Origin of the sequence: uncultured Roseibium sp., assembly GCF_947499295.1 — a bacterium.
Classification (GTDB): Bacteria; Pseudomonadota; Alphaproteobacteria; order Rhizobiales; family Stappiaceae; genus Roseibium.
Genome location: NZ_CANMNP010000003.1, coordinates 37259 through 61838, shown reverse-complemented (window position 1 = coordinate 61838; position 24580 = coordinate 37259). Strand labels below are relative to the sequence as shown.

The window sequence follows — 24580 nt, the reverse complement described above, 5'->3', positions numbered from 1 at the left end:
GCACTATTCTCCGAATGACTTCAGATAAGCGGTGATGGCAGCCAGATCGTCTTCCTTCTTCAATCCCGAGAAGGCCATTTTCGTGCCTTTCATGTAGGACTTCGGCTTTGCCAGAAATTCTACCAATGCGGCTTCGTCCCAGACCCGGCCTTCACCATGCGCGGCCACAAAAACTTTGGAATACTTGAAACCCGCCACGGAACCCATCTGACGGCCGATCAGACCGTTCAGCTGAGGGCCCGACTTGTTTTTCGCCCCTTCACCGACAGCATGACAGGCCTTACATTTTTTGAAGACCTTCTCGCCCGAAGTAAGAAGGGCCGGATCTATGGCCGGCGATGAGGCGGGGCCCCCATCGGCGTCCCCTTCCACTGCTTCGGGCGCAGCCGCAGTGGCAACAAAGGTCGGTGTATCCTGGGCAGTGGCATGGTTCATGACCGACTCGCCACCATCTTCCGGTGTCACGTCCAGGAACGTCGCCCGCATGGTTATTTCAACGCTTGGCTTGCAGTTTTCCATGCAAGGCTCGGTGCGCCACTTTGCGTATTCAAGCTCTGGCCTGTCATCAACCACAAAGCCATCCCTGTTATGCATCTCGAAGTCTGCAAAGTTTTCGTGACTGAGTTCGAAATCGTCGTCCACAAGGTCATTGGAATAGAGGATGTAGGCGACAATCGCGTAGGTCTCGTCTGCGGTCAGGGTCTGCGCTTCGCCAAATGGCATGGACCGGTGAACATAGTCCCAAACCGTCGACAGATACGGCCAGTAGGACCCGACTGTCTTCACTGGATCCTTATCTGCCAGGGTGTCGAAACCACCTGCCAGAACGGGCCAGTTGTCGACCCCTTCTGCGAAATCGCCATGACATGATGCGCATTTGTCCGCGAAAACTTCTTCTCCGGTATAGGCATCGCCGCGCCCTTCCGGCAGACCGCGCCCGTCCGGCAGAACATCAACATCCCATGCAGCGATTTCTTCTGAAACGGCCTCGCGTCCAAGACCGAATTTGCCATCGTTGCGCGGGGCATATTCCCTCAGATTTTCGCCGCTCGCCATCTGCTCCTTTGCAGAGGTCTGGATTTCTTCAATCTTTGCTCTGAGCTCGGTAACGACTTGTGCCTCTTCCGAGGCGCGTTTGCTTGCGTCCTCGGCCTGCAAGGACACCTGCTCGACACGCCGTTCGAGCGATTCAATCTGGTTTTGTCCGTAATCCAGGTTCGCAACCAAAAGCGCGGCTGATATGGCAAGCGCCGTGCCGCCGGCAATCGGAAGAACAAGCTGATTAAGAGACTTCGACATTCTCGACGACCCCATTTTCATCCACGAACCAGGTTTGGATACAGTTGTTGTGATAGACGGAGTTTTCGCCGCGCATTTCCCGGAGCTGCTGTTTGGTCGGCTGGACGTACCCAGTCTCGTCCATCGCGCGCGACTGCAGCAGCATTGCTTTGCCGTCCCATTCGGTATCCAGATAAAAGCGCGTCAAAGCCTTTGTATCGCCCTGTTTTCCGAGCCGTGCGGCTTCCCAGGTGATGCCGCCGTCCCTCGAAACGTCAACGCGGGTAATCTTTCCGTGGCCTGACCACGCCAGGCCGGAAATGACCATTGGCCCAGTCGAGTGGTCGATCGGCATTTGCGGACTGGGGGACGTGATCACCGATTTCGCATCCATGACCCAGGTCCATTTGCGCGCGGTCCCGTCTTCGTAAACGTCGGTGTATTTCGAGGTTTCCTCTCGGCTTTCCACCGCGGCATCGGAGACTTCGATCCGACGCAACCACTTTACCCACATGTTGCCTTCCCATCCGGGAACAACGAGGCGCACCGGATATCCGTGCTCCATACGCAGTGCTTCGCCGTTGGCCTTGAAGGCAACAAGGACATCGTCGAGCGCCTTCTCCATCGGGATCGAACGGCCGTTGGACGAAGCGTCGGCACCTTCCACATAGACCCACTTGTCTTTCAGGTCTCCGGCTGCACCCAGACCGGCTTCGTTCAGAAGCGTACGCAAAGGAACACCGGTATACTCCATATTGTGGATCATGCCGTGGGTGAACTGTGCGCCGTTAAGCTGGGCACCTGCCCACTCCATACCGGTGTTGGCGGCGCATTCACAAAAATAGACGTGGTTCTCCCTGGGAAACCGTTCCAGGTCCGAATAGGTGAAGACCAGCGGCGTGTCGACCAGGCCGTTGATCATCAACCTGTAGTCTTCCTTTCGCAGTTCAATGGCCCCGGAATGATGCCGTTCAAAGGCGCAGCCTTGCGGAGTTATGGTGCCATCGAGTGCGTGGATCGGCGTGAAATTGATCGACGAAATCGGCGAGGCCGTCAGCCATTCGACATTCCTGCGAACGACATCTTTTTCAAAGCTGATTGGAAGACCATAAGGCGTTTCGTCGACGCCTACCCCAGTGATCGATGCCCAGTCCTGAACATCGGCAATCAACGGGTCTGCACTATTAGCACTTGCAGCGCCCGCTACTGACGCTCCCGCAATCGCAACACTTCCTTTCAGGAAATTTCTGCGGGATGTTACTTTTTTGCTGCCCATAAAAGGCCTCCCTGCCTCAACTATGCGCCAATGACTTCCACACTGTTGTTCGGTTTCGCGGTGACTGTACCGAGTTTGCGAATGTGGTTTTCGACCACGTCCCAGATCTGCGGTCCTTCGGTGTCTTCGTTCACACTTGCCCAACCGGCGACCACATAGGACCGCGTGGGGTCGACCGCTTCCCCTGAATTCAACAGGGTCAGGTTCGAAATGCGGCTGCCCTGCGGTTGACCGATATCGATCCGGTAGCCAAGCCCGCCGGTGCGCACCATGTCACCGCCTTGCTGGTAGTAGGGGTCCGGATTGAAAATGTTGTCGGCCACGTCTTCCAGAACGGCCTTCAGAAACTCTCCGGTCATTTCGGTGCGATAGGCCTGTCCGTAGGACATGGAAGTCACATTGAAGATGTCCTCACGGGTGATGTCCTGACCCGGGATCAGCGACGGGCCCCAGCGCACACCAGGACTGAGAGCGATTTCTGCATCGCGTTCGGAAAGCAACGCGTCGCAGATGAGATCGTCCCAGGTGCCATTGAAGTTGCCACGCCGATAGAGAAGACTGTCGGTCTTCCCGACAACCTCAGACATTTCAGCCAGATAGGGAGCCCTTTGCTCGTCAATCAATGCCGAGACTTCAGCATCGGGTTCGATCACATCGGAGAAGATAGGAATGAGCTTGTGGCGATAGCCAAGCATCTGTCCGTTGCGGATATCGAGGTCGACCCGGCTCACAAATTTGCCGTTGGACCCTGAGGGCACGATGATGGTCTTTCCCGACAGAACAGGTTCCGGCAATGCGTCATGCGTGTGCCCGGACAAAATGACGTCGATGCCATCAACGACCGTCGCCATCTTCTTGTCGACATCAAAGCCATTGTGGCTGAGGACAACGACACATTCCGCACCTTCTGCGCGGACCTCGTCGACCATGGCCTGCATGTTCTCGTCCCGGATGCCGAATGCGTATTCGGGGAACATCCATCCCGGATTTGCGATTGGCATATAAGGAAAGGCCTGGCCAATAACAGCAACCTTGGTGCCGCCGCGTTCGAACATCTTGTAAGGAGGGAACAATTCCGTCGGTTCGTCCCATTCGACATCGAAGATGTTCTGGCCCAGCGCTGCAAACGGCAGGCTTTCCACGATTTCGTTGACACGTTCACTGCCGAGCGTGAACTCCCAATGGAATGTCATCGCGTCCGGGTTCAGCGCGTTCATGACATTGACCATGTCCTGACCCGCTGTTTTGAAACATGTATACGAGCCGTGCCATGTGTCCCCGCCATCAAGAAGAATGGCGTCCGGGCGCTCGGCCCGAATGGCCTTGATGACGGTGGCAACACGGTCAAGCCCTCCGACCCGGCCATAGGTTTTTGCAAGCGATGAAAAATCTCCGGAACTCAAGGCGTAGTGGCTTGGGCTGCCATCCTGGATCCCATAAAGATTGCGAAACTGCTCACCCGTTACATGCGGCACCGCACCCTTGTTGCTGCCCACACCGATGTTTTCCGACGGCTCCCGAAAATAGATCGGCTTGAGTTGGGCATGGATGTCCGTGACGTGAATGAGCGAAACGTTTCCGAAAGTCTCGAATTCAAGAAGCTGGTCTTGCGTCAACGATTGTTGCGCCGCCAATCGAGCCCAATTGCCGAAACCGGACGCTCCGACAATTGCCGAAGCCGCCATTCCGACTTGAAGAAAATCGCGACGCGAAATCATGTTTTCGTTGGCTCCATTAAACATATGCGCATAAGTGAATATTTATATTACGAAAAGGGCCCCGCCTGTTGGTTGGGGCCCTGAACAGGCTTTAGTTGCGGACGGACGGTCCTTCGACACTCAGTCCGTTTCCGCGCGTGGCAACATAGAGCTCAAGAGCCACGAACTCGGGCGAACCGGGTTTGTAGGTCTCCGCACGCGTATCGCGCACGCAACCCTTGAACCGTGCGTGCACGGAATTGAGCTTTGTGTTCTTCAGCCGATAGGTCGGGAACCCGTTGATCTGTCCCTGGCTCAGGTGATCTGCCCTGATCATCATCCCATAACTGTCCTCATGACAGTTGGCGCAGGACAGTTCCAACTGGCCGGTACGCGTATAGTAAAGTTCCTTGCCCTGTTCCCACGTGGACTTGGCAGGTCCGTCGACAGCAACATTGACCGGCATCCCGCGCGAGACGGAAGAAATCAGTGCGACCATATCGGTCATGTCGCCACCGGTATATTTCCATTTCTCAGCGCCCATGCGCGTTTCACGGCAATTGTTGACCTCCATCTCAAGAGTGGTCACTTTGCCCTTTTCTTCATTCCACTTCGGATAAACGGCACGCACACCCGCCATATCCTCCGGAGCACCGTGACAGCTCTCGCAGGACTTGCCTTCAGTTCCGTCAACGGTTTCCCAATCGACCATTGCGTTTTCGACACCGATCATGCCGGGATTGTCGAAATCGTCCATCTGAAAAGCCTGGGTCTCGTCCGAACGAAAGCGCCAGCCGGAATAGATCGTTGAAAGATTTTCGGCGTGAGCTGGTGCTTCAACCTCCGTAACAATGGAAATCTCGTCATTGATTGTCAGGCTGTCGTCATCAGGGCCCGATACCGCCGCCCCCGGCATCATGACCAATGCGGCCACCGAGCAAATTGCTATTGTCTTTTTATGCACGCCTTCCTCCCTCTCCAAGACGTATGGTGGATCGGAAGATCAGTTGACAGTGATCTTCTTTGACGTGTCGTAGACAGATCCATCGTCGTCATACCAGGTGAACTTGAATTCACCGGTTTCCGGCACCACCGCCTCGAACTGGAAATACGGGTTCGTGGAAATGGCCGGTTCAAGCGTCACATCGATCACGTTCTGACCGTTGAAATCGGCCGTGAAGCGGTTGATGATCGAGCGCGGAATGATGTTGCCGTCATCGTCTTTGCGCTGGCCGCTTTCCATCTTGTGACTGATCAGCGTTTTGATCGTGATCGTCTCGCCGGCGGCAGCCTTTTTCGGGACTTTTACCCGGGGTTTCACACCAGATGCCATGATAATTCTCCTAATACCCTGAGGATCAGCCGCCGCAGCCGCCGATGGTCACTTTCACGTTCGCTTTTGCCGTCTGGAAGGATCCATCTTCCATCTTCGCGATAGCGACGACGTCCTGCGTCGTTGCAAGGCGGATACGGGTTGAAGCGCTTCGCGAGGCACTCAAGGGACCGAATTTGAATGTTGCAACGTTTGGTACCGGGTTGCCATCGGCAAATAGCGTGACCTCCACAGCGCCCGGCGCATCAAATGCAATCGGCACCGTATTTCCGTTTTCAGCGATTTCCGGGGCCGTCAGCGTGATCGCCCCTTCCCCAAGCTCTGCACCGCCGGTCAGCGCCGCGATCTCGTCATCGGTCGTGCTGGCAAATACGGGCAGGCTCGTCAAACTCGCCAGCGCGAAAGTGCTGGAGCCGAGCGCCAGAATTTTTCGCCGTGTCAGTTCCATGTTGGTCTCCATTTCAGGAAAGTCATTGTTCCTTGAGCGTTACAAGAAAGGCGACGACATCTTCGACTTGTTGTGCCGTCAGCAATGGCTGCACTTCGCCGTCTCCATGGGCTTCGCCTGTGTAAGCGTCTCCCAGGCGAATAAACCCTTCGGTTCTGTAAAATGAGGGCATCAGGCTGCCGTCGAACATCACCTTGGCATTCGCAACGATGCCCCGCAGTTCAGGGACGGTCCATCGATCCGCGACCCCGTCGAGCGGAGGTCCAATTTCACCGTGAAATGCAAGATGGCTAAGCGCCGAAACCTGATGGCAGGCGATACAGTTTCCTGCGCCCTTGTTCATGATTTCCGCTCCGGAGGCAGGATCTCCAGCCACTCCGGAAAGCGAGGTTTCAACGGCTCCGTCTACGAAGACAACGTCAGTTGGTTTAACCGCCTCGGCAAATGCCGAGGATGCGGTAAGCATAGCTGTGAAGCCGATAGTTGCGTGTTTCATGCGCCCTCCCTCAGACGATTCTCATCGACCGTTTGTGCGACACTACATCACATATTCCTTTTTACGCAATAACAAATTCAATTAAATGAATTTATCTATCTGTTCGCAAGTGCAGCAATTTGCAGAACAAAATGTCGCCCGGCAATTGATCGCTATTTACCTTGATTTTCAAACTTTCGAGCATGGTATTTCTGGAAAGGCTCATCACTATTGTAGCCTTCCTCGATCACCCAACTCAGCATGTTCAGCGTCGTCCAACGCCCGAATGCACCCGGCATGTTTGCGACCGCCGCCTGTGTTGCTGTAGCCCCATCGGGCACCTCTTTGGGGAAGAAATAGATATTCGGGGTAAACAGAGCACCCCAACGCTTGACCATGTCTTTTTCCGGCAGTGTTGTTCCATCGAAATCGGTGACTTCCACGTCTCCGAACATATTGATCTGCACAACGAAAAAGTTGTCTTCGATATATTGCTCGATCTCCGGTACCACGAAGACTTCCTCATGCATTTTTTTGCAATAGATACAGCCGCGCTGCTCCACGATGACCATAAGCCGCTTGCCCTCGGCATTGGCTTCTTCAAGGTCTTCAGAGAGGTCTTTGAATGTATCGCGCATCCAGTCTACCTTGTGCAGGCCGTCATCTCCAATTTCGGCAGCAAACACCTGACAGGACAGGAGGATTGCGACTATTGCAGCAAACAAACGTGTCATCGTGACTTCTCCTCGATTAGCCAATGGCACTGAACCAGGGAACGTATTCCAGCATCCATTGAGCGATAACGTTGATGGAGTTTGTGGCGATCAAAACGCCGAAAAGGATCAGGAGCCCGCCCATGAGTTTTTCAATGAGGCCCAGATATTTGCGAAACCTTGCCATCCAAGACATGAACGGTCCGATGAAGAGCGCAGCAACAATGAAGGGAAACGTCATGCCGACGCCATAGACGAACAGCAGAGATGCCCCCTGCCCGGCAGTCTCTTGACCGGCTGCTGTGAACAGGATGGCGGCCAGGACCGGGCCGACGCACGGGGTCCAGCCAAACGCAAAGGCCAAACCAACGACAAAAGCGCCGGCCAGACCGACATTTGCCGAGTTGCCGGTCTCCACCCGCAGCTGCCGATAGAGAATGCCGATCCGAATAACCCCGAGAAAATGCAGGCCCATCGCGATGATGATCGCAGCCGCCAGCCATCGCAACACATCGAAATAGTCGCGCACAAGCTGGCCGAATGTCGTAGCCGTAGCACCCAGACCCATGAAAACAGTGATCACGCCAAGCGCAAAACAGCAGGCCGCAAGGAACGCCCGGAGTTTCACCGCGCCGGTGACGGCCTCTCCTCCATCCACCTGATTCATTCCAACGCCAGCCAGGTAGCTGAGATAGAATGGTACAATCGGTAGGATGCATGGCGACAGGAATGACAAAAAACCTGCCGCCAAAGCGCCAAAAAAGGTAATTTCGAACATGGAATGAACTGCTTCTCAGCTTGATATATTCATAAATTAGATTATGATTAAGTGTGCGGGTTCGTCAATTGGGGACACATATTGACTTTTCTAAAGGCGCTCTTCGTTCTGCTGCTCGCGTTTGCACCAGCTTCCGCAGCGGCGGAAACATACTTGCTCATGGCTGAGGAAGACGGCTGCTATTGGTGCGCCAAATGGGATGAAGAGATCGCACATATCTACCCCAAGACGGCAGAAGGCAAGACAGCCCCGCTCAAACGCTATGATTTGTATAGTGAAAAACCCGAAGTCACCTTTGACAAGAAGGTCCGCTTCACACCAACCTTCATTCTCGTGCAAAATGGCGTTGAGGTCGGTCGAATCGAGGGATACCCCGGTGAGGATTTTTTCTGGAGCCTGCTCAGCATGATGTTCAGCAAGGCAAATATTCCACTGGAACAGACAGGTTAAGCAAATATGACTGCTGACGTGCCAGGCACACCCGAAAACTCAACCAAAAGCGCTTCTCGCTTGCCGGTATTCGACGCCGATATGTGTGCCGAAGACATGGACAGGATGATGAAGAACGCCCAGCGTGCATCAAACTTCCTGAAGGCCATCAGCCACGAAGGCCGCCTGATGATCTTGTGCCATCTGGCATCGGGAGAAAAATCCGTCGCCGAACTGGAAAATCTGCTTTCTGCAAGACAGGCCGCTGTTTCGCAGCAGCTGACGCGTCTGAGGCTTGAGGGACTGGTTACGCCCCGGCGCGAAGGCAAGGCCATCTACTACAGCTTGACAGACAATCGCCCGAAGCAAATCATGGAAGTCGTTTATGACCTGTTCTGCCGAGAGGAATAACCGTACGCGTTAGCAGCGCCCGGTTATGGGAGGAGCCGGACTTGCTTGAGGTTCTCGGAGAAGCCAACACTGTTGCGCTCATCGGTCTCCTGGGTGGAATTGCCCTGGGGCTGGCTGCACGCATAGGAAGGTTTTGCACGCTCGGCGCCATCGAGGATTTTCTCTATGGGTCAGATGACGGCCGCCTGCGCATGTGGGCTTTTGCGATTGGAATTGCGATCATCGGAGCGCATGTCGCAATGTCTTCCGGTCACCTTGAAAGTGCCAGTACTGCCTATCTGGACAGGGTGTGGAACCCGCTTGGATCCATTATTGGCGGCTTGTTGTTCGGCTATGGAATGGCGCTCAGCGGAAACTGTGGGTATGGAGCACTCGCGCGCCTTGGCGGCGGGGATCTGAGAGCTTTTGTCATTGTGCTTGTCATGGGCTTGTCCGCCTACTTCGTGATGTCCGGCCCGTTGGCTCATTTCCGTGTCTGGCTTTTCCCGGTCGAAACAGGCGCTCAAACGCCGCAAGGGATCAGCCAGTTTTTTGAAGCCAGTTTCGGCGTTGCACCTGTCGTCACGGGCATCATCGTTGGCGGTTTGATCATCGCATTCACGCTCAGCAACTCCGCATTCCGCAACTCGCCGCACCAGATCTTCTGGGGAGCTGTAGTTGGCCTTGCCATCGTCTCCGGATGGGTCGGGACGTATTGGATCGCCATGACCGGCTTTGAGGCGGAACCTATTGAAACACACACATTCGCTGCCCCGATTGGCGACACTATCTATTACGGTATGACCGCATCCGGAAACACTCTGTCCTTCAGCGTCGGGTCGGTTATCGGCGTCATTATCGGCGCGTTTCTAGGCTCCTTTTCCAAAGGACACTTCCGGTGGGAGGCCTGCGAGGACCCGCGCGAACTGCGCCGTCAGATAACCGGGGCTGCGATCATGGGACCGGGGGCGATCCTGGCAATCGGCTGCAGTGTCGGACAGGGGATTTCCGCATTTTCCGTGCTGGCTTTCAGTGCTCCGGTAACGTTCCTTGCAATATTTGCAGGGGCAGCAATCGGCCTCAAACAACTCATCACCGGCTTTGCCCCGGCTGAATAGACAAAACCGTCCCGTTTGAAGAACTGTCAATTGCTAACGCGCCCATGGCAGTATTCATATTCATAATTTCGAATTTTTCTATACTTTCTTGAGTTCGGTCAATGCACACCGGATCCCGATCTTGAAAATTGTTGGAACATTCAACGACTGAGAGCACCGATCCCGCAGCATTGGACTGATCATGGACCTGACACACATCCTTGACAGACTTTCAGAACCGAACGTGCTTTTGCTTGGCGGGCTTTTGGTCGGTGTGCTGTTTGGAGCGCTTGCCCAGCAAAGCCGCTTCTGCCTGCGCGCCGCTGCGTTGGAGTTTTCACGGCGCCGGCCCGCAGACCGTCTGCCCATCTGGCTCCTGGCCTTTTCAAGCGCCTTGATTGCCACACAGGTTCTGGCACGTTTCGGTGAAATCGATACCGGCGAAACCCGCCAGCTTGCCTCCCCCCAAAGCCTTTCCGGTGCTTTGATCGGGGGGATGATGTTCGGCGCAGGCATGGTCATGGCCCGCGGATGCGCAAGCCGTCTTCTGGTGCTTTCTGCGACGGGAAACCTGCGCGCCCTGCTGTCCGGACTGGTTTTTGCCGTTGTCGCCCAGGCCAGTCTTTACGGCAGCCTCAAACCAATGCGCGACTGGCTCTCCGGTCTTTGGACAACCGTGGATACGGGTGGCAACAATCTGAGCTATTTTCTCGGCATGACGGACAGCGCCATATTCCTCTTCGGCGGTCTCTGGTTCCTGGCCGGGCTCGCATTCGCCTGGCGCAACCGTAGCTCCATTTGGCAAACGGCAGCGGCCATAGGGGCCGGCCTCACGGTTCCGCTGGCGCTCTGGTTCACCACCTCCATGACCCGGCAGGCTTTCGACCCAGTCCCGGTTGATGGCGTTACCTTCACCGGCCCCTCAGCCGATATGCTGATGCGTTTCCTGTCCTCCCCTTTCGAAGGAATAGACTTCAACACCGGCCTTGTGCCCGGCGTGTTCCTCGGCTCTTTTCTGGCGGCCTTTTTGACAAGACAACTCCTCTTGCAGGGTTTTGAAAGCGGTCCTTCCATGGCCCGGTATCTGACCGGTGCAGCACTGATGGGATTTGGCGGCATGCTGGCAGGAGGCTGCGCCGTTGGCGCCGGCATCACGGGGGCATCCATCTTCGCAGTCACGGCATGGCTGACATTGATCGGCATCTGGATGTCCGCTGTGGTCACCGACCATGTGTTCGCTCGGCTGTCCGTTTTCTCAAGAATAGGACCGGCGCATGCGAGTTTCGACTGACTGGCGAACGACACACAGTCAGTCAGCGCGGTTTTTAAAGGTGAATGCGCCCCGTGACGATTGCAGTCGCGAGCGCTTGCTCGCGCGTACGCGCTCCGAGCTTTGCCCGTGCGTTGCGCAAATGCAGATCGACCGTGACCGCCTGGATCGACATATGCTCGGCAATCCGCGCAGTTCTATAGCCCTTGGCCAGCAAAAGAAGGCATTCACGTTCCCGGTTGCTCAGGCTGGCTTGCGACAGGTTCTCCAGGCGTCCGATCTTGTGGTGCGCAATCGCCGCACAGATGTGAAGCAATGTGCCAAACTGTTCGTTGACCGCCTCAATGTCCGGCCGTGACAAGTCGCTGACAAGGTTCCACCCTTTGACAACCGGGTCGTCCTCTCGCGACATTCTGAGCGCAATCCCGGACGTCAGGCCATGTGCCTCTGCCCGGCGAATGACGGCAATGTCTTCCTGGGTCAGATACGCATGATCCGGCAGAAATTGAATTCCGGTCATGAACTGACTGGGCAGGTTGGGCGCATAAATGAAGAGCGGGTCGCGCTCATAGTCTTTTTGCTTGAAATAAGCAGCCTTCCATTCGGTCAACTGATCGGAAAACCAGATATCATCGGCAGTCGGCACGATGTCTCGTCTGCGCTGGCCGTAAACAGCCCCCTTGAAACCGAAACTTTCAAAAAATCCGATCGTTTTTTCCCAAGCTGCCTGTGGGCTATCGGCCGACAAGACTTGGTCGGCAAACTGCTCCAGTTTCTTCATTTCGTGTCGATCTTCTCCCGGACTAAAAGAATGTTTTAGGCGCTCAGCTAATGAAATCCATAGCTTGAGCGTTTTTTACGCCGCGTTAGTGTCGATGCAGAGAGAAGGATTTTCTGTGATCACACAAGTCAAGAACCGCTCAAAAGTCGAGCTTCATTTAAACACAAAAGTGTTTTCCCCAGTCCGCAGAGCCCTCAAGCCCGGCATATTATCCGGTATTTTCGGGGCTTTTGCCTTTGTGCTTCTGCCAGTGTCATCTGCTGCCGAAGCGGCTGAATGTGAAATCATTTCCGACGTCGGTCTTTACTATGAACGCCTGGAACAGGCGATCATGCTGATGGAATACAAAGACATCGTGGTGCGTGCGACTGACGGCAAAATTCGGTGCGAAGAAGACACCGGCAACGCGCGGCAAGTGTGTTCGGTCGATGGCCCCGGCGAAATGCTGGTCGATTCTGAACGAGGCACTTTTGTTGTGCGCCTGCCCGCAGACACCGTGAGTGAAGTTCAGATCTATCAGACAGGTGATCTTTCCTGTGGCCCGAAATCGAACTGACGTCTTTTAAGCTTCCATTTCATTCAAGGAAACACGACCATGAAGATGCTGTGCCTTGCAGCACTCACCCTTTCACTGTCCGCCGCGGTTTCAGTAGCCAGCGAAACAGACACCAAACCAACCTGCGAAAAGCTGGTCTCGCTCTATATCGAATTGGGAAAAAGCTCAGGTCAGGCCGTCAGCAAAGAAGCAGCGCGCGCCGCCGTGATGTCCGAAAACCCAAGCGACGCAGACTGCGCCGCAATGCTGGCTCTCTTTTCCAAACAGAAATGACGATAACATGAAGGTTCAATCGTATCTGCCTTACCGCAAAGGTGGAAAAAACGATCAAGGCCGCCTGCACCCCTGAGCCGTTTGGTGGCTCCTTATGAGGCTCAGTAGTTTCCATTTGCGCCCGTGCGCGAGACATGATCAGCACCTCTTTTTGGAAATGCCTTTTCGAGATTTTGGCTTCTCGACAGCCTCTCTAATATTCCTTCCGCATCCGCAATTCGAGGCAGATCATCTTCGCAGAAGCCCACGGCATCCGCGCCACAAATGCCAAAAAACACAACCTCGGATGGTTACGTTGCACACTTGACGACAAATCCGCCTATCACAACAATGCAAAGAACTGCCATGACGAACTTGATGCGCAAAGCCTTCGAAGCATCGTTCTCATCAGGCCACATCTCCATCGGTTCAGCTCCTTATGAGTCACAATTTATTTGCAGATCACTACCGACTGACGACTTCTTTACTGTCTTCTTTCGAAGTACCTAATGCCGCTGGCATACATTGCCTGAAACCATTCTTCGCAGTCTTGCTTTAACTCTGCGCTGCCTCTGCTCTGGATGTATTTCATGGTGTCTGCTCGTCCAGCAGCAAATTCATCGGTTTCACCGTATTCGTCAACCAGGTAGGGCCACGGGCCGTTAGCAGCGTCTTCAGTCAATTTCCAAGCCGGGCAGTTCTCCAAAATTGCGGAGATTTTCCCCGTATTGAAAGCGGCGTCGGCAGCGTGTGCAACAAAGTTGCAAGAAAGAAAGACGACGCTTGCGACCAATAGTTTTTTCGACATTTTCTCAGCCGCTCCTTAAAAGAAACACTGATAAATCCAAATCATATCACACGCGTAGGTAAAACCTGGTTGCCCCATATCGTTGTTAGAAGGCAGGCCACCTATCGAGATCCAAACCCAGGACAGAAGAAGCAACAAGAGGACAAGTAAACTTGCTTTATTTGCCTTTGAAACCGTCGTCCCCTCCCTTCGAAACACAAACAGTCGCCTGCATCGCGGGTGTCGATAGTGGCGTAAATCACTCGGTCAAAAATTTGGTCTTTACCCAACCAACAATGAGAGCATTGCCGCTCTTCCAGGCGATCTTAGTCCAGTAATTGCCGCGCTCAAATTGATTGAGATTAGAGGCGTCGTCACACGTAATAGGGACTTGATCAAGATTCTCCAGAGCTGTTGCGTTCGGTGGCAGAACACCAACAACCCCAAAACCGGTTCCCGGCCCAGAGCGCACGTTCAGATGATCGTTTTCCGAAACATCTGTGACATCATAATAGTCCGGGCCGTCAGCACATGCCTGAACGTAGACTGGCCAAATCGTTCCCAAAACAAATAAGATCATTGTTGGTGCAATTGTACAAATCAACCTTGGCATCAATCCAAGACTCCTTTGATTTTACCTAAATTCCAAAATCAATGGCGTTCAAGTTGCAAAAAGCCAATAGACAGCGAAAATACAGCCAGCCAACACCGATATGGCGGCAACGAACGCTGTAAACGAAGCCAGTTCCTTCATAGGGCTTTTCAAAGAGCCAACACGAAGCAACTTGGTCAACCCCGAAACAGTCAAGAGAAACAAAACGACGAAAATGGCTGGGAGAATAAATTCCATGCTCTCAGATTACTGCTCCTTTTGAGCCACACCAAAAGCATCAGTTAAAACATGTTTTCTCGGCCCAATAGTACTAAAACTGATTGTAGCCCACGCAGTTGCAGTCAAAACTGGGACTTGAGCATTCTTGCATACTAAATCTGATTGATTTGCCGCGTTCGAATTGCTCAACAAAAAAGTAATCCGTCCGAAACGCTCGGCTAAATGCCTTACAGTGCAGTAAATTTTCATTTCGAAGTTCAGTTTCCTTTTCGCAAATCTGCTTTCCGTTTATGAACCATTCGTTTACTCGCCGCTCCGAGCGGTCTCCCTCGAAAACAAAAATACCCAAATCGAAACGCGGATGTTTTGTGTAAAGCACTCGATGGTCTTGTTTGAAATCAACTCTCACAACACCATCAGCAGAACAATTCAGGAATTTTTTGCCAAGTATTTGAGATAGATCTGAATCTGCACTCATGTCTAATTCGACCCGAGAAACAACAGTTGCTCGTGCCTGGAAGATAGACAGAGTCATCAAAAACACTATCGCAATCAGTGTTTTGAGCATCCAGAAGCTCCTTCAGAGTCCACTTCCATAAAAATGCATTGAAATTGTAAACGCAATGTATTTCGTCGCAACTATAAGTAAGACTTGGTTGCCCAATATCATTATGAGGTGGCAATTCGTCATTTTCGATCCAAACCCAAGCAATCATCACAGGGAATACGAACGCGGCGGCAAGTTTTTTCCATCGCGAAATCACGCATTTAGCACCTGCCAGTTGTCGTCTAGTATGCGAAAATCCTTTTCATAGTCATGTATATAGGACTAGTTGCCATTAGAATCTCTCTTCTGTAGTATAAAATTTCTTTCGATTCAATAATAATAAGTATTTTGATGGGTATTCACGAATACATTGCAAGCATTGGGCTTATACTATGGATAGGAGGAATGATTATTATTTTGATCTTAATTTATTCACAAGATAAATTGCTAGCGAAATGGAAAGCCAAAGAAAATAAGTGGGTTACTCGAGGTATCAAAGGTTTCGGTGTTCGGCTAATTAGAGAAAATAATCCACCGAAAGAATTCGAAAAAGAATTCAGCAACCGAGTATTCAAAAAGTATGTTTGGATTGGTTACTTAAGTCTTTTTGGATTTGCAGTCATGGTGGTTTTCGGTGTTTAAGTGAGCGTTGTTAGGTGTGATTTAAGTATTGAGACGTTCCGCAAACGAACAAAATCGATATTCAAGTGCAATATTGGATAGTGCGAACCAGCTCAAAACTGAGTTTATTTAATCCTCCGAAACCATTCCCCTACTAAATCTACTTTCTAATTTTTTGGCCGCGATGCGAGGCACCAAGTTAGACGGGACTACAGCTGAGTCTCAGGTGCACGAATTGCTATTAAAGGTCTTTTCTTTTCAATAAGAAAGATTTGGTGGGTGAGTGGGGGCTCGAACCCCAGACCCGCTGATTAAGAGTCAGCTGCTCTACCAACTGAGCTACACACCCATCGTCGCGTTCACCGCATAAGTGCGGCTCGCAAGGAGATGGGCTGTATATAGGGCGTGCTGCATCAAAGCAATGGAAGTTGAGACACTTTTTTGAAGAATGGGCGACAGAGATACGACGGGATCAGGCTCCAGGAAACTTTGAGCAAAGATTGCAATCTGACCGGACGCCTCCCGTAACATTCAAAAACATCTGCGATCTTTGGCGCAATAATCGAAATTGGGGCTTGACCCGCCAAATCCGCGTCACTAGGGTGCAGCGCATCAAGACCGGGCGGACAGCCTGGCTTGTGTCATGGATCCAGAGGCTGAAAGAGGCCGATTGATCAAGGCGGTACGAAAAGGTGCCACACTGTCCAAAACCGGGCCTCAAACGCCCGCAAGCATCAAAGGACCGGGACGACATGATGATGTCGCTCATTCTAGTAGTGGTAGGAAAGCGCGCCTCCGCGGCGGGATAATCCCGGACGGACAGTATGGCGCGCGACCAAGGCTCCCCAAGGGGCCTTTTTTTGTACCCGCCTCCTGACCGCGCTTCTTCCTAGACACCAACCGGACCTTTGACGCCGCATGCGGATGAGGAAACAACAAGAACTGACGAGCCAAAACCTGACTATTTCAGGTGCTTGAATTGAGGACGAGAACGAATGACACGGGAAATGACCGGCGCCGAAATGGTCATACAGGCGCTGAAAGACCAGGGAGTTGACACGATCTTCGGCTACCCGGGCGGTGCAGTGCTTCCCATCTATGACGAGATCGTTCAGCAGGAAGGCCTTGAGCACATTCTTGTGCGCCATGAGCAGGGCGCCGGCCACGCGGCCGAAGGATATGCCCGCTCCACCGGCAAACCGGGCGTTGCGCTGGTCACGTCCGGCCCAGGTGCGACCAACATGGTGACCGCGCTGACCGATGCGATGCTCGACAGCATTCCGCTCGTCTGCATTTCCGGGCAGGTGCCGACCCACCTCATCGGCAACGATGCCTTTCAGGAGTGCGATACAGTCGGCATCACCCGTCCCTGCACCAAGCACAATTGGCTCGTACGCGACGTCGAAGATCTGGCCCGCGTTCTGCACGAGGCGTTTTACGTCGCGACTTCCGGCCGTCCTGGTCCGGTTGTTGTCGATGTCCCCAAAGACGTACAATTCGCGACCGGAACGTATCAGGGGCCGACGCCAAACCCCGCAGCCGCCCACAAGAGCTACCGACCTCAGGTCAAGGGCGATGCCGCCAGCATCCGCCATGCAGTTGAATTGATGGCTGCTGCGAAGAAACCGATCCTTTATACGGGCGGCGGGGTGATCAATTCCGGCACGCAAGCCTGCCAACTGTTGCGTGAACTGGTTTCGCTGACCGGCTTCCCGATCACATCGACACTGATGGGCTTGGGCGCATATCCGGCTTCCGGAGACAACTGGCTCGGTATGCTGGGCATGCATGGTACGTTTGAAGCCAACATGACGATGCATGACTGCGATCTGATGGTGTGCATCGGCGCACGTTTCGACGACCGCATCACCGGGCGCACCGATGCCTTCTCGCCGAATTCACGCAAGATCCATATCGATATCGACCCGTCTTCGATCAACAAGACCATCAATGTCGATCTGCCGATCATTGGCGACGTCGGTCATGTGCTTGAAGATATGGTACGCATCTGGCGCTCTTCGTCCATGAAGGCGGATGAAAGCGCAATGAAAGCCTGGTGGGAGCAGATCGATGCATGGCGGGCCCGCAATTCACTTGCCTATAAGCCCAATTCAGATGTGATCATGCCGCAGCACGCAATCCAGCGGCTTTATGAACTGACCAAGCACCGCAAGACCTTCATCTCCACTGAAGTTGGCCAGCATCAGATGTGGGCGGCCCAGTTTTACGGTTTCGAAGAGCCAAACCGCTGGCTCACGTCCGGCGGGCTCGGAACAATGGGCTACGGCCTGCCTGCCGCCATTGGCGCTCAGGTTGCCCACCGCGATGCGCTTTGTGTGGACATTGCCGGTGATGCTTCGATCCTGATGAACATTCAGGAGATGTCGACCGCTGTTCAATACGGCCTTCCGGTCAAGGTGTTCATCCTGAACAACCAGTATATGGGCATGGTGCGGCAGTGGCAGCAGCTGCTGCACGGCAACCGCTTGTCCCATTCCTACACCGACAGCCTGCCCGACTTCGTAAAACTGGCGGAAGCTTATGGCGGCGTTGGTTTCCGGGTGGAAAAACCGGCTGACCTGGACGGTGCCATCGAGGAAATGATCGCCATCGACAAACCGGTCCTTTTTGACTGCCGCGTCGCCAATCTCGCCAATTGCTTCCCGATGATCCCCTCGGGCAAGGCCCACAATGAAATGCTGCTGCCGGACGAAGCCAACGACGAAGCAGTTGCCAACGCAATCAGTGCTGAAGGCAAGTCTCTCGTCTAAGGCGGCCAGGCAAAGGATTTTTGAACATGAACGCACAGAATGTAGATGCGCCTTCCGCCTATTTCCTAGCGGAAGTCAGCAATGAGATCGAAACCCACACGCTATCGCTTCTCGTCGACAACGAGCCGGGCGTGCTCGCCCGCGTGATTGGCCTCTTCTCCGGCCGCGGCTACAATATTGACAGTTTGACCGTTTCGGAAACCGAGCACGAAAAGCATCTTTCGCGGATCACAATCGTGACGACGGGAACACCGATGATCATCGAGCAGATCCGTCATCAGCTCGACCGCCTGGTACCTGTACACCGGGTGACCGACCTGACGGTGCGCGCCCGCCGGGCCAACCAGGACAAGCCCCTGGAACGCGAACTTGCTTTGGTAAAAGTTGCCGGAGACGGCGACAAGCGGCTTGAAGCGCTGCGCCTCGGCGACGCCTTCCGGGCAACGGTTATCGACGCAACCACAGATCATTTCGTCTTTGAAATCACGGGACGCACGTCCAAGATCGAGCAGTTCATCGCCATCATGAAACCGCTTGGCCTGGTTGAAGTCTCCCGCACAGGTGTCGCTGCCGTCCAGCGTGGTCCTGAGGGGCTCTGACATCTGGCACCAAAATCCAAGAGCTTTAAGTAGAAAGGCCGGCTGCCTATATGCAGCTGGCCTGCTTCTTTTTTGGAGTGTTCATGCCTTTTGATCTTTCAACCTATCTCGCCCGAATAGGTCTTCACGAGCACCCGAGCACTCTTGAAGGCTTGAGGAAGCTTCAAGCGGCCCAGATCGCTTCCATTCCATTCGAAAACGTTTTGCCTTTCCTGGGACGGGTGCCAGATCTTGACGACGAAACCCTCTGGCAAAAACTCGTGCTGGACCGCAAAGGCGGCTATTGTTTCGAGTTGAATGCCTTGCTGGACAGGGCCCTTTCAGCCCTCGGCCTCCCCAGTCAAAGGGTGCTTGCCCGGGTCCGAATGGGCGCTGAAGAAGGCGGCGTTCGCTCACATCAGGCGCATATCGTCGAAATGGACGGAGCCGACTGGCTGCTGGATGCCGGCTTTGGCGGCCAGGCACCGGCTGAACCGATCAACCTCTCTACAAGCGAGGAACAACCCGTCCGGGACCAGACTTACCGCATGCGGTTTGACGCCGCTGAAAACGAAGAGGTTCTTGAGCGAAAGACCGCCGCAGGCTGGGTGTCGCTTTATGGGTTCGACCGGTTGTCACCCAAGCAGGTTGACATGCAGGCTGCCAACTACCTTTGCGCCAAATGGCCGGAGATTTCCTTTTCGTCTTCCATCAAGTTCTACCGGTTGACCGATGACGGATGGATCAGCTTTCAAAATGGCCTTGCAGGCTTTACGTCAAACGGGGTCAAGGCGTCACGCACCATTTTAACCTCAAGCGACCTTTCCCGATTTATGCGTGAAGACCTCGGTCTTGGGTACAACGATGCTGACATCGAAGCGACTGCCAAACGTCTCGCCACCCTGCCTCCGCCTGCTGCCACCAGCTAGCGGTTTCCTTTGCGGACGGCAGGTTTCTTACGCGTAATAGCCATCGCGCAGATTTATGCCGTGCTCCACAAAGGCTTTCAGACAACACAGCATTTGCGTCCAACCCTCGCAGTTCCCGTAGGACGCCTTGCTGCCTTTGGCAGTTTCACCCCAGCCTTCCTCGCTGATGGTTATAAGTGTCCTGCCATCATCAAGTTCGCTAAATTCCATTTTAACCGTGGTTTCGCCCTGGTCTTCGCCGTCAGCCTGTTCATCAGACGCCCAGTGAAGAACAATTTTCCGATCTTTGATGACTTCACTCACCCTGACTGGAAATTGACCGGGAAATTCGGCAAAGCTCCACAAGACGGTTGCACCCGGCTCTATGCGCCCCTCAGCGCCGCCAGTGGTGAAATAGCCTGACAAACGGCCTGGATTGACGACGGCCTCAAAAACGTCAGACACCGGTTTGGAAATCCGGCCGGATACGTTGAACGACAACATGGTCTTATTCTCCCTTCACCACTTCAGTTTTTGCCGGCAAAGGTCACCAGGTTTTCAAGGTGATAGCTCCACCCTCGCCTGTGCGCGTTTACCAGGTCTCGTTGCTCTGCTTCAGGCGCAGCCTGCCACCCACTGTGAACAAGCCTGATGTGGCTCCCTGCTTTCAAAACCGAGATCTGAAAGCTGACTTCAGTCTCAAATGACCAGTCTTCATCCCACCATTTCAGCAACAGGAAATTCGGCGCCTGGATCTCAAGAACCCGCCCGTGGGTATGGTGCTCACCAGCTGCGTCTTTCCAAGGCTCATGAAACCTGCCGCCGGAAACCGGGTCCAGAACAACGCTCTCACCCCACCAGAGATGTGGGCTTACGAGAATGTTCCAAAGGCGCTCTGCAGGTGCATGGCACTTTTTTGCAAGGTCGATTTGAACAACAGACATGGCAACTCGCCTTCGTGTGTCTTGCAACATGAGTTATCATGTTATATTTTTATAACATGTCAAGCAGCGATGATTCAGACCGAATATTCAAGGCTCTGGCCGATAGGCGCAGACGCAGGATGCTGGATCTCCTGAAGGGTGGTCCTCAAACGACAGGCACACTCTGTTCCGCCTTCCCTGAGCTGGATCGCTGCACGGTGATGCAGCATATGCGCGTTCTGGAAGCTGCCGATCTCATTATCGTTCAGCGCAAGGGGCGCGAACGCTGGAATCATCTCAATGTATTGCCGATCAGAGACATCTATGACCGCTGGATCGGCGAATATGCAGAAAGCGCTGTCGAGTTGCTGGCCAGGCTCCGCGCAGACCTTGAAACGCCGCTGAACTGAAGCTGGAAATTTTGTCCGGAACATCCTTCTTATTGACGTTTGCCGACCTAGACGCGACGCAAACGAGCGCGTATACGACACCGGCAATTTATGCCATCGAAGACGCTGCTTCGGTCCCATGGCAACTTCAGGACAAGAGAAGGCAAAACGCCCATGATTCATGGTCTTTCCCGGCCGAAAAATCAGATCCGCTGGCTGCTGCTGGAAGGCATTTCGCCAACAGCGCGCGCGGTTCTAGAAAAGAACGGCTACACCAATGTGGAAGTCCTGCCGGGTGCCTTGGAGCAGGATGCCCTCATCGAGAAACTGCAGGGTGTCCAGATCCTTGGTATTCGCTCTCGAACTCAGGTCACGGAAGAAGTTCTCGAGGCAGCCAAGAGCCTTGTCGCCGTCGGTTGTTTTTCGGTTGGCACCAACCAGGTCGATCTTTCTGCCACATTGAACCGTGGCATACCGGTCTTCAACGCGCCATTTTCAAACACCCGATCAGTCGCCGAGCTGACGATTGCCGAGATCGTCATGCTGATGCGCGGCGTCTTCCCGAAATCGACCGCAGCCCATGAGGGCCGCTGGTTGAAAAGCGCGGTCGGATCCCACGAAATTCGCGGCAAGACGCTCGGGATCGTCGGCTACGGCAATATCGGCACACAGCTGTCCAACCTTGCTGAAGCCATGGGTCTCAGGGTCATTTATTTTGACCTGGTCGACAAACTCCAGCATGGCAACGTCATACCGACCGATAGCCTGGATGCGCTGCTTGGTGAATCAGACGTGGTATCCCTGCACGTTCCCGATACGCCCGGTACACGCAACATGTTCAAGGCCGAACAGATCGCTGCCATGAAAAAAGGCGCGTTCCTGATCAACAACGCCCGTGGTCAGGTGATTGATATTGACGCTCTTGCCGATGCTCTGAAGTCGGGCCACCTCGCTGGCGCTGCGATTGACGTTTTCCCGGTCGAGCCGAAATCCAACAAGGATGAGTTCATTTCTCCGCTGCGCGGCCTGAACAATGTCATTATGACCCCGCATGTTGGCGGTTCGACAGAAGAAGCCCAGGACCGGATCGGGGAAGAAGTCTCCAAGCGTCTGGTGGAATACTCCGATGTTGGATCCACAATCGGTGCGGTTTCCTTCCCGCAGGTGCAGCTCTCAAGAGGCTCGGACGCGACACGTTTCATTCAGGTGCACCACAATGCACCCGGTGCCATGAGAACTTTGAACGACCTCTTTACCCGGCACAACCTGAACATCTTTTCCCAGCACATGCAGTCCCATCAGGACATCGGTTATGTGGTGCTGGACGTCGACACGCCGGTCGAACAGCCGGTCGAAATCCTGGAAGAAATTCGCAGCCTGCCCAACACGATCAGGGCAAGGTTGCTCAACCGGGTCTGAGAAGCAAAACAGATGAGGCCCCGCCTCCATTGGCGGGGTCGCTCTCAGTCGACAGGATCGATCACGAGAAGCAGTCTTGCTCCAACGCTTTCATCGACAGCGGGAGATCGGTGCAAAAGCCCGGTGCGCTCCTCACCGGACCATGCGCCGCCACGAAACAGGGCGACCGCACCGCGTTTCACACTCCTGATGCGTAACGGTTCAGACAGATCTTCCTGTGGGACATAGTCGGTGCCGGGCCCCCGGTAAGTGCAAAGCAACCGCGCCGGAACATTGTCCATATGAAACTTCGGGCACATCATCTCGTCTGACACGTCCAGCCGTATCCGCATCTGCCGGACGTTCAGCGTTTTGCTCAGCATCAATGCGAGTGCCGCAATATCACCGGTCAACATGTCGCGTTCTGAGCTTGAGGGGATTTTTGCCTGTTCACAGGCTGCAATTGCAGCCGCCTCCGCCAGATGCACCGGCACTGCCGTCCTCAACTCCGGAAGGCATTCCACCGGCAATCCATCGACCCAGTCCACAAACGCGGGATCGCAGGGCCTCGCCCAGATCGACGCGGCCACTCCCTGCAGATGGATATCAGCAAGGATCTCCGGCTCACGTCCGATCATGACATCGCTCGCTACCCGATAGGGCGTTTTACCAATCGCTTTTGAGACACTCATGCCGCTGCTTCCACCCAGCGCCATCGCGGATAAGGATCCGGCAATTGCCGGAAGGCACTCAGATCTTCACCGGCACTTTCGGCAAGAAGGCATTGATCCAGCCTTGATTTGATCTCCGGCCAGTCGATACCCGAGCCGATAAAAACCAGTTCCTGACGCCGATCCCCGAAAGGCTCGACCCAATTGGACCTGGCGTAGGCTTGTGCTCGCGGATCCTGGGGCCACTGGCTCGGCGGAACGGATGCCCACCAGGTTCCGATCGGACTGACGCTGGAAAGCGCACCGGCCAGCGAGAACTCCGCGACCCATTCCGGTCGTGTGGCAACCCAGAAATGACCTTTGGCCCGGATGACACCTTCAAGCGGGCTATTGAGCACTGCATGGATTTTCGCGGGATCGAAAGGACGACGGGCCCGATAGACGTAGGATGTGACACCGTATTCCTCCGTCTCGGGAATATGTTCGGCGAACCCATAAAGCTCCTTGGCCCACAAGGGATGTTCATGTGCCTTCCGAAAGTCGAACAATTTGGTATCGAGCACTTCCGAGGGGTGAATGTCACTAAAGTCGGTCTCAAGGATCCGTGCATCGGCATTGAGGCTGCGGATGATCTTGCGGGCTGCATCAACCTGTTCCGGCCGCGCAGCGCTGACCTTGTTGAGAACGACAACGTCGGAAAACTCGATCTGGTCGGTTAAAAGATGCACGAGTGTGCGTTCATCTTCTTCACCCAGGACCTCGCCTCTGTCGCGCAGAAAGTCGTGACTTGAAAAGTCATTCAACAAATTGACCGCATCGACAACTGTAACCATCGTGTCAAGTCGGGCGACATCGGACAGGCTTTGCCCTGCTTCATCCCGAAACTCGAAAGTTGCCGCCACCGGAAGGGGTTCTGAAATGCCTGTTGATTCAATCAGAAGATAGTCAAATTTGTCCTCTGATGCCAAACGCTGGACTTCAATCAGCAGGTCATCGCGCAATGTGCAGCAGATACACCCATTTGACATTTCAACCAGGGTCTCTTCGGTCTGGCTGAGCTCAGAACCACCAGCGCGCACAAGATCCGCATCGATATTCACTTCGGACATGTCATTGACGATGACCGCAACCTTGAGACCTTCGCGATTGTTGAGCACGCGATTGAGCAGTGTCGTTTTTCCAGCTCCGAGAAATCCCGAGAGCACAGTAACCGGCAAGCGTTTATTTGACATGGCCTCTCCAACCAAAATGTAATGTTATTACGTTACAAATAATCTGAAATGGCGTGGGAGGCAAGCAGGTTTCAGAAGGAAAAACGCTGCGGCGTTGTGCCAGATCGGATACACCGGGGAACCGGAGCACTATGACGCGCATAATCTGTA

At 54.1% G+C, this 24580-nt stretch carries 29 protein-coding genes and 1 tRNA gene; 12 read left to right on the top strand and 18 right to left on the bottom strand.

Annotated elements, in window-relative coordinates; genetic code table 11:
* Positions 1-3 precede the first annotated feature (3 nt).
* From Q0835_RS06805 to Q0835_RS06765, 9 genes are all read right to left on the bottom strand, one after another.
* Positions 4-1299 carry a c-type cytochrome gene (locus Q0835_RS06805; protein ID WP_298959642.1) on the bottom strand — a complete coding sequence of 432 codons (1296 nt, stop codon included), beginning with the start codon at positions 1297-1299 and terminating at the stop codon, positions 4-6.
* Positions 1283-2554, bottom strand: a complete 1272-nt coding sequence (gene soxC, locus Q0835_RS06800) for a sulfite dehydrogenase (RefSeq protein WP_298959639.1) — start codon at positions 2552-2554, stop codon at positions 1283-1285. The genes Q0835_RS06805 and soxC overlap by 17 nt, the downstream gene beginning before the upstream one ends.
* 20 nt (positions 2555-2574) lie before the next feature.
* Complete coding sequence (soxB, locus tag Q0835_RS06795) at positions 2575-4272, bottom strand: thiosulfohydrolase SoxB (RefSeq protein WP_298959636.1); 1698 nt, start codon at positions 4270-4272, stop codon at positions 2575-2577.
* A 91-nt stretch (positions 4273-4363) separates the two neighbouring features.
* Entirely contained in the window at positions 4364-5215 is an 852-nt protein-coding gene (gene soxA, locus Q0835_RS06790; protein WP_298959633.1) for a sulfur oxidation c-type cytochrome SoxA, read from the bottom strand.
* 39 nt (positions 5216-5254) lie between these two features.
* Positions 5255-5584, bottom strand: a complete 330-nt coding sequence (gene soxZ / locus Q0835_RS06785) for a thiosulfate oxidation carrier complex protein SoxZ (RefSeq protein WP_298819203.1) — start codon at positions 5582-5584, stop codon at positions 5255-5257.
* 25 nt (positions 5585-5609) lie between these two features.
* Positions 5610-6032, bottom strand: coding sequence for a thiosulfate oxidation carrier protein SoxY (gene soxY / locus Q0835_RS06780; protein ID WP_152500867.1), 423 nt, complete (start codon positions 6030-6032; stop codon positions 5610-5612).
* 22 nt (positions 6033-6054) lie between these two features.
* Positions 6055-6528 carry a sulfur oxidation c-type cytochrome SoxX gene (gene soxX, locus Q0835_RS06775; RefSeq protein WP_298959631.1) on the bottom strand — a complete coding sequence of 158 codons (474 nt, stop codon included), beginning with the start codon at positions 6526-6528 and terminating at the stop codon, positions 6055-6057.
* 152 nt (positions 6529-6680) lie between these two features.
* The gene (locus Q0835_RS06770) at positions 6681-7241 is read right to left on the bottom strand and encodes a thioredoxin family protein (RefSeq protein WP_298959629.1); all 561 of its coding nucleotides are present in this window, start codon (positions 7239-7241) and stop codon (positions 6681-6683) included.
* Positions 7242-7257: 16 nt separating this feature from the next.
* On the bottom strand, positions 7258-7998 hold the full coding sequence (locus Q0835_RS06765) for a cytochrome c biogenesis CcdA family protein (protein ID WP_298819191.1): 741 nt from the start codon (positions 7996-7998) through the stop codon (positions 7258-7260).
* A gap of 81 nt (positions 7999-8079) precedes the next feature.
* Here Q0835_RS06765 and Q0835_RS06760 point away from each other — a divergent pair, with 81 nt between their 5' ends.
* The 4 genes from Q0835_RS06760 (at position 8080) to Q0835_RS06745 (ending at position 11205) form a co-directional block, all read left to right on the top strand.
* On the top strand, positions 8080-8448 hold the full coding sequence (locus Q0835_RS06760) for a hypothetical protein (RefSeq protein WP_298819190.1): 369 nt from the start codon (positions 8080-8082) through the stop codon (positions 8446-8448).
* A gap of 81 nt (positions 8449-8529) precedes the next feature.
* On the top strand, positions 8530-8838 hold the full coding sequence (locus Q0835_RS06755; protein WP_209007003.1) for a metalloregulator ArsR/SmtB family transcription factor: 309 nt from the start codon (positions 8530-8532) through the stop codon (positions 8836-8838).
* A gap of 41 nt (positions 8839-8879) precedes the next feature.
* A complete protein-coding gene (locus Q0835_RS06750; protein WP_298959628.1) occupies positions 8880-9935 on the top strand; it encodes a YeeE/YedE family protein in 1056 nt (351 codons plus the stop codon).
* Positions 9936-10116: 181 nt separating this feature from the next.
* Complete coding sequence (locus Q0835_RS06745) at positions 10117-11205, top strand: YeeE/YedE family protein (RefSeq protein WP_298959626.1); 1089 nt, start codon at positions 10117-10119, stop codon at positions 11203-11205.
* A gap of 34 nt (positions 11206-11239) precedes the next feature.
* On the opposite strand, the gene Q0835_RS06740 is transcribed toward Q0835_RS06745, so the two are convergent.
* Complete coding sequence (locus tag Q0835_RS06740; RefSeq protein WP_298959623.1) at positions 11240-11965, bottom strand: LuxR C-terminal-related transcriptional regulator; 726 nt, start codon at positions 11963-11965, stop codon at positions 11240-11242.
* Positions 11966-12080: 115 nt separating this feature from the next.
* Here Q0835_RS06740 and Q0835_RS06735 point away from each other — a divergent pair, with 115 nt between their 5' ends.
* On the top strand, positions 12081-12521 hold the full coding sequence (locus tag Q0835_RS06735) for a hypothetical protein (protein WP_298959618.1): 441 nt from the start codon (positions 12081-12083) through the stop codon (positions 12519-12521).
* Between the two features lie 39 nt (positions 12522-12560).
* The gene (locus Q0835_RS06730) at positions 12561-12794 is read left to right on the top strand and encodes a hypothetical protein (protein WP_298959615.1); all 234 of its coding nucleotides are present in this window, start codon (positions 12561-12563) and stop codon (positions 12792-12794) included.
* A gap of 463 nt (positions 12795-13257) precedes the next feature.
* Here the strand turns inward: Q0835_RS06730 and Q0835_RS06725 are convergent, their stop codons facing one another.
* From Q0835_RS06725 to Q0835_RS06715, 3 genes are all read right to left on the bottom strand, one after another.
* Positions 13258-13581, bottom strand: a complete 324-nt coding sequence (locus tag Q0835_RS06725; RefSeq protein WP_298959612.1) for a hypothetical protein — start codon at positions 13579-13581, stop codon at positions 13258-13260.
* 238 nt (positions 13582-13819) lie between these two features.
* A complete protein-coding gene (locus Q0835_RS06720) occupies positions 13820-14173 on the bottom strand; it encodes an SH3 domain-containing protein (RefSeq protein ID WP_298819174.1) in 354 nt (117 codons plus the stop codon).
* A 310-nt stretch (positions 14174-14483) separates the two neighbouring features.
* The gene (locus tag Q0835_RS06715) at positions 14484-14960 is read right to left on the bottom strand and encodes a hypothetical protein (protein WP_298959611.1); all 477 of its coding nucleotides are present in this window, start codon (positions 14958-14960) and stop codon (positions 14484-14486) included.
* A gap of 330 nt (positions 14961-15290) precedes the next feature.
* Here Q0835_RS06715 and Q0835_RS06710 point away from each other — a divergent pair, with 330 nt between their 5' ends.
* Positions 15291-15581, top strand: a complete 291-nt coding sequence (locus Q0835_RS06710) for a hypothetical protein (protein ID WP_298819168.1) — start codon at positions 15291-15293, stop codon at positions 15579-15581.
* Positions 15582-15833: 252 nt separating this feature from the next.
* Here Q0835_RS06710 and Q0835_RS06705 read toward each other — a convergent pair.
* Positions 15834-15909, bottom strand: a tRNA-Lys gene (locus Q0835_RS06705).
* A gap of 646 nt (positions 15910-16555) precedes the next feature.
* On the opposite strand from Q0835_RS06705, the gene Q0835_RS06700 reads away from it, so the two are divergent.
* The 3 genes from Q0835_RS06700 (at position 16556) to Q0835_RS06690 (ending at position 19838) form a co-directional block, all read left to right on the top strand.
* A complete protein-coding gene (locus Q0835_RS06700; RefSeq protein WP_298822267.1) occupies positions 16556-18331 on the top strand; it encodes an acetolactate synthase 3 large subunit in 1776 nt (591 codons plus the stop codon).
* A 26-nt stretch (positions 18332-18357) separates the two neighbouring features.
* Complete coding sequence (gene ilvN / locus Q0835_RS06695) at positions 18358-18930, top strand: acetolactate synthase small subunit (RefSeq protein ID WP_298959609.1); 573 nt, start codon at positions 18358-18360, stop codon at positions 18928-18930.
* Between the two features lie 83 nt (positions 18931-19013).
* Complete coding sequence (locus Q0835_RS06690) at positions 19014-19838, top strand: arylamine N-acetyltransferase (protein ID WP_298959606.1); 825 nt, start codon at positions 19014-19016, stop codon at positions 19836-19838.
* A 27-nt stretch (positions 19839-19865) separates the two neighbouring features.
* On the opposite strand, the gene Q0835_RS06685 is transcribed toward Q0835_RS06690, so the two are convergent.
* Together Q0835_RS06685 and Q0835_RS06680 are read right to left on the bottom strand one after the other, a co-directional pair.
* A complete protein-coding gene (locus Q0835_RS06685) occupies positions 19866-20321 on the bottom strand; it encodes an SRPBCC family protein (protein WP_298959604.1) in 456 nt (151 codons plus the stop codon).
* A gap of 23 nt (positions 20322-20344) precedes the next feature.
* Positions 20345-20761 carry an SRPBCC domain-containing protein gene (locus tag Q0835_RS06680; RefSeq protein ID WP_298959601.1) on the bottom strand — a complete coding sequence of 139 codons (417 nt, stop codon included), beginning with the start codon at positions 20759-20761 and terminating at the stop codon, positions 20345-20347.
* Between the two features lie 56 nt (positions 20762-20817).
* Between Q0835_RS06680 and Q0835_RS06675 the strand changes: the two genes are divergently transcribed.
* Both Q0835_RS06675 and serA read left to right on the top strand, forming a co-directional pair.
* Complete coding sequence (locus Q0835_RS06675) at positions 20818-21150, top strand: helix-turn-helix transcriptional regulator (protein WP_298822269.1); 333 nt, start codon at positions 20818-20820, stop codon at positions 21148-21150.
* Between the two features lie 153 nt (positions 21151-21303).
* On the top strand, positions 21304-22548 hold the full coding sequence (gene serA / locus Q0835_RS06670) for a phosphoglycerate dehydrogenase (RefSeq protein WP_298959599.1): 1245 nt from the start codon (positions 21304-21306) through the stop codon (positions 22546-22548).
* Between the two features lie 44 nt (positions 22549-22592).
* Here serA and Q0835_RS06665 read toward each other — a convergent pair whose 3' ends face one another.
* On the bottom strand, positions 22593-23219 hold the full coding sequence (locus Q0835_RS06665) for a DUF1826 domain-containing protein (RefSeq protein WP_298959596.1): 627 nt from the start codon (positions 23217-23219) through the stop codon (positions 22593-22595).
* Positions 23216-24430 (bottom strand): GTP-binding protein, encoded by a 1215-nt coding sequence (locus Q0835_RS06660; protein ID WP_298959595.1) that lies wholly within the window; start codon positions 24428-24430, stop codon positions 23216-23218. The genes Q0835_RS06665 and Q0835_RS06660 overlap by 4 nt, the downstream gene beginning before the upstream one ends.
* Positions 24431-24580 lie beyond the last annotated feature (150 nt).

Bases quoted from the DNA above. Each gene is read 5' to 3' on its own strand.
- Q0835_RS06805 (WP_298959642.1), bottom strand. From the start codon at position 1,299: ATGTCGAAGTCTCTTAATCAGCTTGTTCTTCCGATTGCCGGCGGCACG.
- soxC (WP_298959639.1), bottom strand. From the start codon at position 2,554: ATGGGCAGCAAAAAAGTAACATCCCGCAGAAATTTCCTGAAAGGAAGT.
- soxB (WP_298959636.1), bottom strand. From the start codon at position 4,272: ATGATTTCGCGTCGCGATTTTCTTCAAGTCGGAATGGCGGCTTCGGCA.
- soxZ (WP_298819203.1), bottom strand. From the start codon at position 5,584: ATGGCATCTGGTGTGAAACCCCGGGTAAAAGTCCCGAAAAAGGCTGCC.
- soxY (WP_152500867.1), bottom strand. From the start codon at position 6,032: ATGGAACTGACACGGCGAAAAATTCTGGCGCTCGGCTCCAGCACTTTC.
- soxX (WP_298959631.1), bottom strand. From the start codon at position 6,528: ATGAAACACGCAACTATCGGCTTCACAGCTATGCTTACCGCATCCTCG.
- Q0835_RS06770 (WP_298959629.1), bottom strand. From the start codon at position 7,241: ATGACACGTTTGTTTGCTGCAATAGTCGCAATCCTCCTGTCCTGTCAG.
- Q0835_RS06765 (WP_298819191.1), bottom strand. From the start codon at position 7,998: ATGTTCGAAATTACCTTTTTTGGCGCTTTGGCGGCAGGTTTTTTGTCA.
- Q0835_RS06755 (WP_209007003.1), top strand. From the start codon at position 8,530: ATGTGTGCCGAAGACATGGACAGGATGATGAAGAACGCCCAGCGTGCA.
- Q0835_RS06745 (WP_298959626.1), top strand. From the start codon at position 10,117: ATGGACCTGACACACATCCTTGACAGACTTTCAGAACCGAACGTGCTT.
- Q0835_RS06740 (WP_298959623.1), bottom strand. From the start codon at position 11,965: ATGAAGAAACTGGAGCAGTTTGCCGACCAAGTCTTGTCGGCCGATAGC.
- Q0835_RS06730 (WP_298959615.1), top strand. From the start codon at position 12,561: ATGAAGATGCTGTGCCTTGCAGCACTCACCCTTTCACTGTCCGCCGCG.
- Q0835_RS06725 (WP_298959612.1), bottom strand. From the start codon at position 13,581: ATGTCGAAAAAACTATTGGTCGCAAGCGTCGTCTTTCTTTCTTGCAAC.
- Q0835_RS06720 (WP_298819174.1), bottom strand. From the start codon at position 14,173: ATGCCAAGGTTGATTTGTACAATTGCACCAACAATGATCTTATTTGTT.
- Q0835_RS06715 (WP_298959611.1), bottom strand. From the start codon at position 14,960: ATGCTCAAAACACTGATTGCGATAGTGTTTTTGATGACTCTGTCTATC.
- Q0835_RS06710 (WP_298819168.1), top strand. From the start codon at position 15,291: ATGGGTATTCACGAATACATTGCAAGCATTGGGCTTATACTATGGATA.
- Q0835_RS06700 (WP_298822267.1), top strand. From the start codon at position 16,556: ATGACACGGGAAATGACCGGCGCCGAAATGGTCATACAGGCGCTGAAA.
- ilvN (WP_298959609.1), top strand. From the start codon at position 18,358: ATGAACGCACAGAATGTAGATGCGCCTTCCGCCTATTTCCTAGCGGAA.
- Q0835_RS06690 (WP_298959606.1), top strand. From the start codon at position 19,014: ATGCCTTTTGATCTTTCAACCTATCTCGCCCGAATAGGTCTTCACGAG.
- Q0835_RS06685 (WP_298959604.1), bottom strand. From the start codon at position 20,321: ATGTTGTCGTTCAACGTATCCGGCCGGATTTCCAAACCGGTGTCTGAC.
- Q0835_RS06680 (WP_298959601.1), bottom strand. From the start codon at position 20,761: ATGTCTGTTGTTCAAATCGACCTTGCAAAAAAGTGCCATGCACCTGCA.
- Q0835_RS06675 (WP_298822269.1), top strand. From the start codon at position 20,818: ATGTCAAGCAGCGATGATTCAGACCGAATATTCAAGGCTCTGGCCGAT.
- serA (WP_298959599.1), top strand. From the start codon at position 21,304: ATGATTCATGGTCTTTCCCGGCCGAAAAATCAGATCCGCTGGCTGCTG.
- Q0835_RS06665 (WP_298959596.1), bottom strand. From the start codon at position 23,219: ATGAGTGTCTCAAAAGCGATTGGTAAAACGCCCTATCGGGTAGCGAGC.
- Q0835_RS06660 (WP_298959595.1), bottom strand. From the start codon at position 24,430: ATGTCAAATAAACGCTTGCCGGTTACTGTGCTCTCGGGATTTCTCGGA.